The 12755-nt window shown below is 31.5% G+C and carries 11 protein-coding genes, 5 tRNA genes and 1 riboswitch; of the genes, 15 read left to right on the top strand and 1 reads right to left on the bottom strand.

Annotated elements, in window-relative coordinates:
* The first annotated feature begins 128 nt into the window (after nt 1-128).
* From spoIID to KPL51_RS05440, 4 genes are all read left to right on the top strand, one after another.
* Complete coding sequence (spoIID, locus tag KPL51_RS05455; RefSeq protein ID WP_224853924.1) at nt 129-1187, top strand: stage II sporulation protein D; 1059 nt, start codon at nt 129-131, stop codon at nt 1185-1187.
* Between the two features lie 232 nt (nt 1188-1419).
* Entirely contained in the window at nt 1420-2199 is a 780-nt protein-coding gene (locus KPL51_RS05450; protein WP_216158261.1) for a M23 family metallopeptidase, read from the top strand.
* Between the two features lie 120 nt (nt 2200-2319).
* Nucleotides 2320-2574: a sporulation transcriptional regulator SpoIIID gene (gene spoIIID, locus KPL51_RS05445; protein ID WP_216158258.1), complete on the top strand. Its 255-nt coding sequence runs from the start codon at nt 2320-2322 to the stop codon at nt 2572-2574.
* 128 nt (nt 2575-2702) lie between these two features.
* A complete protein-coding gene (locus tag KPL51_RS05440; protein ID WP_216158256.1) occupies nt 2703-3737 on the top strand; it encodes a rod shape-determining protein in 1035 nt (344 codons plus the stop codon).
* 147 nt (nt 3738-3884) lie between these two features.
* Here KPL51_RS05440 and yyaC read toward each other — a convergent pair whose 3' ends face one another.
* The gene (gene yyaC / locus KPL51_RS05435) at nt 3885-4439 is read right to left on the bottom strand and encodes a spore protease YyaC (protein WP_216158254.1); all 555 of its coding nucleotides are present in this window, start codon (nt 4437-4439) and stop codon (nt 3885-3887) included.
* A gap of 153 nt (nt 4440-4592) precedes the next feature.
* On the opposite strand from yyaC, the gene KPL51_RS05430 reads away from it, so the two are divergent.
* The 11 genes from KPL51_RS05430 to hpf all read left to right on the top strand — a co-directional run bounded on the left by KPL51_RS05430 (nt 4593) and on the right by hpf (nt 12736).
* Nucleotides 4593-5261, top strand: coding sequence for a hypothetical protein (locus tag KPL51_RS05430; RefSeq protein ID WP_216158252.1), 669 nt, complete (start codon nt 4593-4595; stop codon nt 5259-5261).
* Nucleotides 5262-5470: 209 nt separating this feature from the next.
* Nucleotides 5471-5545: transfer RNA gene (locus KPL51_RS05425), tRNA-Thr, on the top strand.
* Between the two features lie 5 nt (nt 5546-5550).
* A tRNA-Tyr gene (locus tag KPL51_RS05420) sits at nt 5551-5635 on the top strand.
* 32 nt (nt 5636-5667) lie between these two features.
* Nucleotides 5668-5743, top strand: a tRNA-Val gene (locus tag KPL51_RS05415).
* Between the two features lie 31 nt (nt 5744-5774).
* Nucleotides 5775-5849 (top strand) — tRNA-Thr (locus KPL51_RS05410).
* A gap of 5 nt (nt 5850-5854) precedes the next feature.
* Nucleotides 5855-5939 (top strand) — tRNA-Tyr (locus KPL51_RS05405).
* 106 nt (nt 5940-6045) lie between these two features.
* Nucleotides 6046-6148, top strand: a riboswitch (SAM riboswitch).
* A gap of 86 nt (nt 6149-6234) precedes the next feature.
* On the top strand, nt 6235-7410 hold the full coding sequence (metK, locus tag KPL51_RS05400; RefSeq protein WP_216158250.1) for a methionine adenosyltransferase: 1176 nt from the start codon (nt 6235-6237) through the stop codon (nt 7408-7410).
* A 287-nt stretch (nt 7411-7697) separates the two neighbouring features.
* Complete coding sequence (gene recD2 / locus KPL51_RS05395; RefSeq protein ID WP_216158248.1) at nt 7698-9932, top strand: SF1B family DNA helicase RecD2; 2235 nt, start codon at nt 7698-7700, stop codon at nt 9930-9932.
* Between the two features lie 44 nt (nt 9933-9976).
* Nucleotides 9977-11005, top strand: coding sequence for a hypothetical protein (locus tag KPL51_RS05390; protein WP_216158246.1), 1029 nt, complete (start codon nt 9977-9979; stop codon nt 11003-11005).
* 89 nt (nt 11006-11094) lie between these two features.
* Nucleotides 11095-11658: a ComF family protein gene (locus tag KPL51_RS05385; protein WP_216158244.1), complete on the top strand. Its 564-nt coding sequence runs from the start codon at nt 11095-11097 to the stop codon at nt 11656-11658.
* A gap of 544 nt (nt 11659-12202) precedes the next feature.
* Nucleotides 12203-12736: a ribosome hibernation-promoting factor, HPF/YfiA family gene (gene hpf / locus KPL51_RS05380; protein WP_216158242.1), complete on the top strand. Its 534-nt coding sequence runs from the start codon at nt 12203-12205 to the stop codon at nt 12734-12736.
* The last annotated feature ends 19 nt before the right edge of the window (nt 12737-12755 follow it).

Raw genomic sequence — 12755 nt, 5'->3', positions numbered from 1 at the left:
TATTTCAATTCTTTTAGTTTTGTATATTTTCTTTCCTGATTGAAATTAGACTTTGAAAAAAGTAATATTCTATATAATTATTTAATATGTATAAAGTAATGTTTATTTTATAAGGAGAGGAGAAAAGGATGAAAAGAGTTTTTATTACAGTGCATTTGAAGAGCATCCTTATATTAATCACTGCATTTATTGTATTTATAGTTTTAACTTCTGTTTTAATAGTGGGCATAGGAGATAATAAAATCTTAAATAAAAATAAAAACTCTGCAATTAAATCAGAGGAGTATGATATTTCAATTAAAAATATTATTAAATTTGAGTCACTCCCCAAAATTTCTAAGGTTAAAGTGTTTATATCAAAAGAAAATAAAATTAAAGAACTTACTTTAGAAGAATATGTTACTGGAGTTGTAGCTGCAGAAATGCCTGCTGCATTCGGCCTGGAAGCTTTAAAAGCACAAGCAGTGGCTTCTAGAACCTATGCATTAGCTCATGTTACTGAATTAGGTGGAATTACATGTAAAAATGCTAATGGGGCTAATTTATGCGATACAGTGCACTGTCAAGTTTATATGACTAAAGAGGAACGCATAAAATCATGGGATAAGAGTTCAGCGCAAAAAAATTGGGCTAAAATTGAAACGACTGTAAAGAGTACGGAGGGGCAAGTATTAACCTATAACAATGCTTTAGTAATGGAACCTTATTACTTTGCAACTAGCAGTGGTAAAACAGAAAATTCTGAGGAGGTATTTAGTAGTAGTATACCTTATTTAAGGAGTGTAGATAGCGGGGGCGAGGAAAGAGCACCAAATTTTAAGAGCAGTAAAACTTTTGGATACAAAGAGCTAAGTCAAATTATAAATAACAATTATAATACGGCTAAGATAACCTCATCTATCATAAAAAAACAAATAACAATAATTGACAGAACCCAGGCAGGAAGTGTTAAAAATATTAAGGTGGGAGGTATAACTATGACAGGCAGTAAGTTTAGAACTATGTTAGGACTTAAATCATCCAATTTTGAAATAGCATTTAATGCAACTAATGTAGAAATAGATTGCAGTGGATATGGTCATGGTGTGGGAATGAGTCAATGGGGTGCAGATGCCATGGCTAAAGAGGGTAAAAATTATATCCAAATATTAAGTCATTACTATCAGGGAACTGTTATATCCAAATGAGAAATTGTGTGTATTGAGTCGGTTTACCCTTTGTTTGTAGAGGATAGCCGGCTTAATTTTTTATAAAAATAAATTTATATAATTAAAATTAAATATAAAAGGTCTAAAACTTAAGTTGTAAATGATAAATATATATATATAAATTTGATTATTTAAAAATAAATAAAATAAATTTTAGGAAATATGTATGTTTTAATACAATATGGACAAAAATACAAATGGAGGTGTTTGTATGGATAATAAATCAAACAACAAAACAATAAACTTTTTCAAAAGGGAAGGCTTCTATGTAATTCTATTTATTTGTTTATGTATAGTAGCAACAGTTGCAACTATAACGGCAAGTAATAATAAAAAAGTAGCAAGCAACCAAGAATCAATAAAAAATGAACAAGCAAAGGCAAAAGTTATTTTAGAAGAGCAAGAAAAACAATACCAGGGTGCTCTTCAAGTAAAAAAAGAAAATCTAGCTAAGACTGGGGTGCTTAAAGCAGTACCAAATATTAAAAAGGTTACAACTGGAAATGTAACAGCACCAGTATCTAAATCAGTTAATCCTACATTTGTAAAACCTGTAGTTAATGGATTACTGGCAAGAGCATATTCAAAAGATATTGACCCGGTAATGTGGAAAACTGATGGAACATATAGAACAAACTTGGGTATTGATATTCAAGCAAAGATAGGTGAGTCAGTTGTAGCAGTTATGGATGGAACAGTTAAAGAAGTCGGTACTGACGTCGCTGGTCAAAATGGTCAGATGATTGTAATAGATCATGGAAATGGATTTATTACTAAATATTCTAATTTAGAAGAAAAAACATTAGTAAAAGTAAATGATAAAGTTACTAAAAAACAACAGATAGCAACAGTAGGAAATACTTCTTTAAACTCATTTAAAGAAGTCTATGGATCTCATTTGCATTTTGAAGTTTTACAAAGTAATAAGGCTATTGATCCTGCTAGATATGTAAAATATGATAAATACCAACCTGTAGTAACAAAACAATAACTAATAAACATTCCAATTAGTCAACTTTCCGAAATATATGGTTAAATGGCTAATTGGAATGGAATTTAAAAGCAAGGTATTGCATATTTATAATTAGAGAAGGGTTAAGGAGGTAACACTTTGAAAGACTATATTGAAGATCGAGTACTGGAAGTTGCTAAGTATATTATTGAGTCAAAAGCTACTATAAGAAGAACTGCCAAAGTGTTTGGAGTTAGCAAGAGCACTATACACAAGGATATGACAGAAAGATTGCCTACAATAAATCCCCAGATTGCTAACCAAGCAAAAACAATTTTGGATTTAAATAAATCTGAGCGACATATCAGGGGAGGAAGAGCAACACAACTTAAATATAAGGCAGTAGAAGGATAAAAACATCTCAAGTTAAAAAACAATAAAATTATTAAAGTTAAAAAAAGAGGATTTCTTTATAGCTTTATAGAATAGAGTTTAGTATAATTTAAATATTGAATATACTAAAGAGCGGAGTGAGTTTTGAGATGTTTTTTTTTAGAATGGGTACGGATATGGGAATAGATTTAGGAACAGCCACGGTACTTGTATATATTAAAGGTAAAGGTGTTATCTTAAAAGAGCCCTCTGTCGTTGCTATAGATAGAAATAATAATAGGGTATTGGCAGTAGGAGAAGAAGCTAGGCAAATGATAGGAAGAACACCAGGAAATATTGTGGCCATACGTCCTATGAGGGACGGTGTTATTTCAGATTATGATATAACAGAAAAAATGTTAAAGCATTTTATAAGTAAGGCTTGTGGAAAAAGAAGGCTATCGGCTCCAAGAGTTGTAATTTGTGTCCCTTGTGAAGCAACTGAAGTGGAACGAAGAGCGGTAGAAGATGCTGCTAAAAATGCCGGAGCTAAGAAGGTTTATCTTATAGAGGAACCAGTAGCAGCTGCAATTGGAGCGGGGCTTGATATTACTCGCGCAAGCGGTAATATGGTTATTGATATTGGTGGAGGGACTACCGATGTTGCAGTTATTTCTTTAGGTGGTATGGTTGTTCGTGAATCAATCAAAGTAGCCGGAGATAAGTTTGATGACGATATTATTAAGTATATTAGAAAAAAGCATAAGTTAATGATTGGTGAAAGAACTGCAGAGAATTTAAAAATCAACATAGGGTGTGCTTATAAACAAGAAGAAGAGACCAGCATGGAGATAAGAGGAAGAGATTTAATTACAGGTCTTCCTAAAAATTTAGCAGTGACATCAGAAGAAATGCGAGAAGCTTTAAAAGAGGCGGTAGGTTTAATAGCAGAATGCACGCATTCAGTTCTAGAGAAAACACCACCGGAGCTTTCAGCAGATATAGCTGATAAAGGTATAGTTATGACAGGTGGAGGTTCACTTTTAAAAGGATTAGATAAGCTTATACAAGAAATTACTAAAGTTCCAGTATATCTAGCTGAGGATCCCGTTTCATGTGTAGCACTGGGAACAGGTAAAGTACTGGACTATATGGATAAGCTAGGGAATTCATTTAGTGGAGGAGAACAATACTTGGCAGACTAGAAAGTGTAAACAAGCTATATGAATAAGCAATGCAATTATTAGATTAATTGTATTGCTTATTTTTATATTATTTAGAGTTCCTAAATTTATAAAGACAACTAAATTAAAATTAGGGATAATTATTTACATTAAGTTAATTTGAGTATCTTAAACAGGATTTGGATTATTTTTTTCATTATCTAGGGAATATAAATAATATGAGTGCAAAAGTGCTCTGCTCAAAACACTAGCAATTTCCATTACTAAACTAAGTCTTATGTTTCTATTAGTGAACAGTTCACTATCATCACTTGAATCTACTATACCTATCAATGAAACATTACCTACCTTAGGAAGCGTTTTTCCTACTCCTTTACCAGGATGAATGGGATAATTTCTAGCTTGAATTTCACCAATATTTGATATGTCTCCTAAACATGCATCCACGCCTATTATGGTGCAATTTGGGTGTAGTGCGTTTATTTTGGATAATTTACTATCAATGTTTAAGGCATGAATTGGATCATCTATAGTGCCATATACAGGTAATGGAAAGGAACTATCTTTTAAGAATGTACCCACGAGTGGGCCTAGGCAATCGCCTATACATCTGTCAGTTCCTATACAAACAATTAAAGCATTTTCGTCAATATAGTCTTTTAGAAAATTAGAAATTGTATAGTAGGCTAAAGGGTCTTTATAATGGGTTTTAGCTTTACTCAAGAAATATACCTCCTTGTATTAGGCTGGGGGATTATTTTTTTTCCAATCAATAATTTATATGAAAAAAATTTGTTTATTATTAATATAAAAGTATAAAAAAACAATTAATTGGAAAATAATCTATATATACTAATTTTTTGAGGTGATGTTTACATGAAGAAAATAAATTCGTTATTCATTATTATATTCTCAACTGTAGTAACTGTGATTACTATGGTGTATTACAGTTACTATATAAATGATTTAAATAATTATGAAGGAAATAAGTTATCTGAAAAGGTGTTATCCCAGGATAGCAAAAGGTATTTGCCTAAAGACATTATAATTAGTGAAAATCAGAGCAAGGTGGTGAAAAAAAATGATGAAGCAATTCCTAATACAAATGATTATTTAGAAAACGTTGATCTATCTAAGGGAGGATTAGTAGATACACAGAAAAGCGAAGATAAAAAGAGAACGGACAATATAAATATAAAATCATCAAACATATCTATGGAAAAAGCTAATGAACATAAAAATAGTGAAGAAAATTCTAGCGACTATACTAAAGAGGAGGAGCAATCGGTATTTAAAGTGTCTACTGGTAAAATACAAGAAAATCTGACTACTGCTGATAAAATAAAATTATTATATGTAAGTTTTAAGTTGGGTAAAGAGAGTTATAAAAAAATGGAAGAATATTTATATGCAGAGGATGCTGAACGTGGCGTAATAAAAGCACTGAAGTTATTAAAAGAAGATCTATCAATAAAAGAGTATGAAAAAGTGAGGAAAATTGCTGGAAAGTTTATAGATATGGATGCTGCAGAGAGGTTATATTAGTTGATTTTTTTGGATTGTACACGAATATACAACTACTTTTTTTATTTAAAATAATAATTTATATTAATGCTTAATATTGAGCAAATATGAGAAAAGTATAGCAATATAGAGAAGAAGTGGTTAATTCAAAATAAATGAACTTGATATTAATTATTTAAAGTTATATAATAATTCTTGTCGACAGGATAATGACATAAAAAATATAATAGGCTGGCATGGCTCAACGGTAGAGCAGCTGACTTGTAATCAGCAGGTTGTAGGTTCAATTCCTATTGCCAGCTCCATATGTGGAGGAGTTCCCGAGTGGCCAAAGGGGGCAGACTGTAAATCTGTTACGTAATGTTTCGATGGTTCGAATCCGTCCTCCTCCACCATTTATCACAATTGCAACGATTATCATAGTTATGGGAGCATAGCTCAGCTGGGAGAGCATCTGCCTTACAAGCAGAGGGTCACAGGTTCGAACCCTGTTGTTCCCACCATAACAATCTTTTTAAAATAGAACAAAAAAATGCTGGCATGGCTCAACGGTAGAGCAGCTGACTTGTAATCAGCAGGTTGTAGGTTCAATTCCTATTGCCAGCTCCAAACATGGAGGAGTTCCCGAGTGGCCAAAGGGGGCAGACTGTAAATCTGTTACGTAATGTTTCGATGGTTCGAATCCGTCCTCCTCCACCAAAAGACATCTGTAGATGTCTTTTTTATTGTTTGATTTATAAGTCAATAGGACATATTGACACTGAAAATATTATATGGTATTATTGTTAAAACTTAATATTTATAACTCTTATCAAGAGAGGTGGAGGGAAAAAGGCCCTATGAAACCCGGCAACCGGTGTAATACACCATGGTGCCAATTCCTGCAGATATACTCTGCGAGATAAGAAAGATGTTTAAAACACCTCTTCTTATATTTAGAAGGGGTTTTATTTTTTAAAAATAAAATTTTTCAGCATTAGAAAGGAGAATTATAATGAAAAGACTATTTACATCAGAATCAGTTACAGAGGGACATCCAGATAAAATTTGTGACCAAATTTCAGATGCTATACTTGATGCTATTTTAGAACAAGATCCTTATGCTAGAGTTGCTTGTGAAACAGCAGTTACTACAGGAATGGTTTTAGTTATGGGCGAGATAACAACTAATTGTTATGTAGATGTTCCGAAAGTTGTTAGAAGTACCATTGAAGGTATAGGATACACTAGAGCAAAATATGGATTTGATGCCAGCACATGTGCAGTAATTACATCTATTGGTGAACAATCAGCGGACATAGCTATGGGAGTTAATGAAGCACTAGAATCTAAGGCCGGCAAGCAGGATAAGACGGATTCGATAGGTGCTGGAGACCAAGGCATGATGTTTGGATTTGCTACTAATGAGACACCAGAGTACATGCCACTTCCAATTTCTATGGCTCATAGACTGGCAAGAAGATTAAGTGAAGTAAGAAAAGATGGTACACTTAATTATCTAAGACCAGACGGAAAGACTCAAGTTACTGTAGAGTATGAAGACAATAAACCGGTAAGAATAGATACTATTGTTATTTCAACTCAACATGGAGAAGAAGTAATGCATGATCAAATAGAAAGTGACTTAATAGAACATGTAATAAAACCAATAGTTCCAAGTGAATTATTAGATGGAAACACTAAATATTATATAAATCCTACAGGTAGATTTGTAATTGGAGGACCTCAGGGCGACTCTGGACTAACAGGAAGAAAAATAATAGTAGATACTTATGGAGGATACGCAAGACATGGCGGTGGTGCCTTCTCTGGTAAAGATGCAACAAAGGTTGATAGATCTGCTGCATATGCTGCAAGATGGGTTGCTAAAAATCTAGTAGCAGCAGGTGTGGCAGATAAATTAGAAATTCAGCTAGCTTATGCTATAGGTGTAGCAAAACCAGTATCTATAGAGGCTGAAACTTTTGGAACAGGAAAAATATCAGATGATAAGATTGTTGAAATAATTGAAAAAGTATTTGATTTAAGACCGGCTGTTATTATAAGAGAATTAGAACTCCGAAAACCTGTTTATAAGCAGACAGCAGCTTATGGACATTTCGGAAGACCTGATTTAGATCTGAGCTGGGAAAGATTAAACAAGGTTGAAGAAATAAAAAAATATTTATAAATAAAAGGGATAACAATTATTAATTGTTATCCCTTTTGCGTTGCAAATTACATATTTAACTTTAATACTATTTAAATAATTGATATTATTGTATAATATAGAATTTTTATTCATTAGGTGGATTATTAATTGCTATTTTGATAAAACTTAATATAGAGGTATACTAAAAATACTAAAGATAAAAACGTAATATACATATGATATAATAGCAGTAATACTACTAATATTATTTAATATTAATATTAGTAGTATTGCTACTATATAAATTTATTAATAGGAGAGATTTTATGCCAGAAATACAAGGAATCATCGACGATATCGTATTTCAAAATGAAGAAAATGGGTATATAATTGCGCATTTGAATGATAAAAAAGAAAAGACAACTATTGTAGGAATTGTACCCTACATAAGTGAAGGACAGAATTTAAAATTAACGGGGGAATGGGTTAACCATCCTCAATTTGGAAAGCAATTTAAAATAACACACTGTGAGGAAGTAATGCCAAGTTCTATTGCAGGTATAGAAAAATACTTAGCTTCGGGAGTTATTCAAGGAATAGGGCCAGTAACTGCTAAAAAAATTGTTCATCACTTTGGTGAAAATACTATGAATGTACTAGACAATGAAATAGAAAGATTAAAGGAAATAGATGGTGTAGGTGAAAAAAAAATTAAGCTAATTTTAGAATCTTACTCTAAACAAAGAGAAGTTAAGAATATAATGATATTTCTTCAAACCTACGGAGTAACTCCTAACCAATGTGTGAAAATATATAAAAAGTATGGAGCAGACTCTATAAAGGTAGTACAAGACAATCCCTATGTATTAACTGAAACCATTTCAGGAGTAGGATTTAAAATTGCTGATAAGATAGCACGAAGTTTAGGTATTGACAAAGAGTCACCTTTTAGAATACAAAGTGGAATTAATTATGTGGTTAATGAATTTTGCGCTATGGGAAATACTTATATGCCCTTAGAAAGATTGCAGAGGGAAGCTAAAAATATTCTTGAAGTTTCTGAGGTTGAAATTGAAAACAATATCTTTGATAGTGTAGTACAGGGAAAATTGAAAATCGAAAATATTGATGAACAAAAATGTGTTTTTACTATGCCTTTCTACTATTGTGAATTAAGTATTACTAAAAAAATTATAACTCTAGCTGTAGCTAGTTATGATTCATTAGAAATAGACATAGATGAAGAAATTGAAAAATTTGAAAATGAAAAAAACATACAATTTGCTGTGTCCCAAAAGGCTGCTATTTGTGGTGCGGTAGAAAATGGTATGGAGGTAATAACCGGAGGGCCTGGTACTGGTAAAACTACTATAATCAATTGTATTATAGACCTATTTGAAAAAGCTGGAATGAAAGTTAATATGGCTGCACCTACTGGACGCGCCGCTAAAAGAATGACAGAAGCTACTGGTAGGGAAGCTAAAACTATACATAGGTTATTAGAACTCGGAATGGGTGGAGATGATGGGTCTCAGTTTTTTAAAAGTGAGGAAGCTCCTTTAGATTGTGATGTAATTATTATTGATGAAGCATCTATGATAGATATAATGCTTATGAACAGTTTATTAAAAGCTATAAGCATAGGGACTAGGCTTATAATTGTTGGAGATGTTGATCAATTACCCTCTGTTGGGCCTGGAAATGTATTAAGAGACGTTATTGAGAGTAATTGCGTTAAAGTAGTTAAGCTTAAGGAAATCTTTAGGCAAGCAAGGGAAAGCATGATCATTGTGAATGCTCATAAAATTAACAATGGTGAAATGCCTATTTTGAATAAAAAAGATAAGGATTTTTATTTTATTGAAAGAAATGAGCCAGACAAAATTTTAGACAGTATAATTACTTTAATCAATACAAGACTTCCAAAATTTAATAAAGAGTGGGATAAAATGAAAAACATTCAAATTCTCTCACCTATGAGAAAAGGAATATTGGGTATAGAAAATTTAAATGAAAAGCTTCAAGAAATATTGAATCCCAAGTCTATTCATAAAAAAGAAAAAGAATATAGGAATACTATATTTAGAGTTGGGGACAAGGTTATGCAAATTAAAAACAATTATGCTATGAAGTGGAATAAAATGGGCGAAAAACATGACGAGGATGGTGTTGGAATTTTCAATGGGGACGTTGGGTATGTTGAAGATATTGATGAAGATAATGAAAATGTTATTGTGATTTTTGATGATGATAAACGTGTAGAATATGAAGGCATATTCTTAGATGAATTAACTTTAGCTTATGCAATTACAATACATAAAAGCCAAGGCAGTGAGTTTGAAGTTGTAATTATGCCTATGTTTATGGGACCGCCGCTTTTAATGAATAGGAATTTACTTTATACAGGAATAACTAGAGCAAAGAATATGGTTGTTTTAGTTGGGAAGACAAAAGCTATAAATTTTATGAAAGACAATAATAGAAGTTTTGAAAGATATTCTGCGCTGGGCTGGAGAATAAGACAAATAGTAGATGCGAATTTGAGCCATGATGAAAATTAGCTGAATTAAATTAAACAAATCTTTAATTGAAGAGGAGAAATTATATGTTTTTCACCGAAAAATTAAATCTTAGTGAGGAAAAAGATGAAATAAGCAAAGAAATTTTAAGATGTTCTTTAAGTGGCAAAAAAAGAATTGATGTTGTATCTGTGTTTTATAATTCCTCTGACCTATTGTTAGAAACTATAATTGCACATGCTAATGAAAAGAAAAATATATTGTATATAACTAATGAAGACCAGCACAGTATAGATATTGTTTCATTTATAAATAAATTTAGTAATATGGGCGAATATGTACATTCGCCTGAAAAGAATTTTAGTAGTGTAAATGAATATTTTCATATATGTAATTATGAAAAGGCATTAAAACTTGGGGAAAAATTTGATTTGGTAATTTATAATGATATTAGAAGTTTTCCCAAATATAATAAACAGCAGATAAAAAAAATATTGTTAAGGGCATGCAAATCTGATGGAATAGCACTAGCTTATTCAGTGGAGAATGTTTTAAGTGAAGGCTCTCCCATTATATTTCCATTAAAAAACAATAGAATTCCTATTATAGAGCCTAGAATCATAACTACAAGAATAAATCTTAATATTGATATACCTTTGGTAGTTTATGAATATTTAAATTGGTCAATTATATCTAATAGAAAGGTAATAATTTTTACACCAGATGAAGAAAAAGCTAAAGTAGTATTTCAGTATCTAAGTAATTTTAAAGAAAAGTTAAGTGAAGACTTATTTTTATATATTAGCAATAAAAGTGATGATAATATTCCACTAGAGTTTATGCATAAAGATGAGGGTATAATAGTAACTAATGATTTTGAAGAGAGTTATTTAAAGTTCAATGCGGTTGATGTTATAGTTTACTTTGCTGATAATACTAAATTTACTTATAAGCAATTATTATATTTATCAAGTAAGGTTGGAAGATATGAAACTATGCAGAGGGGCGAAGCTATATTTTTAGGTAATGTGGAAACGGTACAAATGGATAAAGCTAGAAGTATAGCTAGAAAATTTAATAAGAAAGCGTGGGAAAAAGGATTATTAAATATATAAAAAACATACTTTATTGTCTGGCTTCACTAATATATTCAGGTGATGAGTGTTGTGTTATTTGCAATGAATATAGCCAGGAGAGTGAAGCATTGTGTACTGAGTGCAGGAAAAAATTGAGGCCATGCACTGAAAGCTTTTATATAAGCCATAATGAAGAAAAATATCTGGTTTGGTCTGTATTTTATTATTCAAATATAGTAAAAGAGTTAATTATCAGGCTTAAATATAGGAATGATTTTATATGTGGAGAAATTTTAGCTAAGTATATGTTAGAGCTTGTAAAAAGCAAGGAATTACGGTTTGATTTAATAGCTTATGTACCTATGACTAAAAAGGCACTGAAAAAGAGAGGATATAATCAAAGTGAGTACTTGGCTAACTATATATCAAGGGCATTAAATATTACCTTGATCTACAATTTGATTAAAACTATGGATACTAAAGATCAAATAGGTTTAAGCGGCGAAGAAAGATGGAACAATATGGAGAAATGTTTTAGCATTGAGGATTGTAAGTTTATAAAAAATAAAAATATCTTACTGCTTGATGATGTTATAACCACTGGGGCCACGGCATTTCATTGCGCTCATACTTTGAAAGAAAGTGGAAATAACAATGTTTGCATATTGACTATAGCCAAAAGTAAGGTATAATATTTATTGTAGTAAGTTAGGTTTGTGGTTGAAAGTCGATGCCAGTCGCAGGCGAAACGATCCACGTAAGTTAAACAAAGTTTAGCGAGCATGGTGCGGCTTAGAGGTTAGTCCTGCCGTCTTAACGGGCGAGAGTGTAAGTAGTGAGAGGGTAATTCCGGGTAGCAAAAGCTCCAGCAGGCGAGTGTGGGGTCAAAGACCAGGTCAACTAACTTAATATATAAAAACTTCTAATATTATATTAGGAGTTTTTATTTTTTAGTTTATAAACTTAGGTCTGTATATACAGACCTAAGTTTGATTTTTAAACCCGTGTACTATACACTATATCATAAGAGATTGCTATAAACAATGTACAACGAATGTAAGTAAACGGTGGAATAACAAGCAATATTAAGATAAATAACTTTAAAATGAGTTAATATTGTGTAAATTCTGATTTTAGTGGTTGCTATTTAGTGCTAAAAGTAATAATATAGAAATACAACTATAATACATGCTTTATAAGAAGCGGTATATAGATATTAGAAAGGGGCTGGACGTAATGAAAGTTAAAATAATAGGTAAAAACATAGAGATAACAGAGGCCTTGAAAAATATTTTGGAAAAGAAAATATCAAGATTTGATAAATATTTTAATCCGGATGTGGAAGCTCAGATAACTTTAGTGGTTCACAAGAATAGACACACTATAGAAATTACAATCCCTTTTAATGAAGTTGTTTTAAGAGCAGAAGAACAAAATGATGATATGTATACTTCGTTAGACCTTGTTGTTGATAAATTAGAAGGACAAATTAGAAAACACAAAACAAAATTAGAAAAAAGAAATCGTGGAACTTCTCTTAAATTTAAAGGCATACCACTATATACTAATAATAATGAAGAAGATATGGAGCCTAAAATAGTAAAGACAAAGAAATTTGCATTTAAGCCTATGTCAGCAGAGGAAGCAGTGCTTCAAATGGAATTAGTTGGACATAGTTTTTTCGTATATATGAGTGATGAAACATCAGAAGTACATGTAGTATATAAAAGAAAAGATGGGAATTATGGATTGATAGAGCCAGAATTTTAATAAGATTTATCAAAAGGAC

The sequence above is a fragment of the Clostridium bowmanii genome, from assembly GCF_018861315.1.
GTDB classification, from domain to species: Bacteria; Bacillota; Clostridia; order Clostridiales; family Clostridiaceae; genus Clostridium_AD; species Clostridium_AD bowmanii.
The sequence above is the reverse complement of the archived record's forward strand: the minus strand, read 5'-3'. Positions and strand labels throughout refer to the sequence as shown.

What these genes read in the sequence shown, in the direction of transcription:
- KPL51_RS05450 (WP_216158261.1), top strand. Translation starts at nt 1,420, where the DNA reads ATGGATAATAAATCAAACAACAAAACAATAAACTTTTTCAAAAGGGAA.
- KPL51_RS05430 (WP_216158252.1), top strand. Translation starts at nt 4,593, where the DNA reads ATGAAGAAAATAAATTCGTTATTCATTATTATATTCTCAACTGTAGTA.
- hpf (WP_216158242.1), top strand. Translation starts at nt 12,203, where the DNA reads ATGAAAGTTAAAATAATAGGTAAAAACATAGAGATAACAGAGGCCTTG.
- KPL51_RS05440 (WP_216158256.1), top strand. Translation starts at nt 2,703, where the DNA reads ATGTTTTTTTTTAGAATGGGTACGGATATGGGAATAGATTTAGGAACA.
- KPL51_RS05390 (WP_216158246.1), top strand. Translation starts at nt 9,977, where the DNA reads ATGTTTTTCACCGAAAAATTAAATCTTAGTGAGGAAAAAGATGAAATA.
- recD2 (WP_216158248.1), top strand. Translation starts at nt 7,698, where the DNA reads ATGCCAGAAATACAAGGAATCATCGACGATATCGTATTTCAAAATGAA.
- metK (WP_216158250.1), top strand. Translation starts at nt 6,235, where the DNA reads ATGAAAAGACTATTTACATCAGAATCAGTTACAGAGGGACATCCAGAT.
- spoIID (WP_224853924.1), top strand. Translation starts at nt 129, where the DNA reads ATGAAAAGAGTTTTTATTACAGTGCATTTGAAGAGCATCCTTATATTA.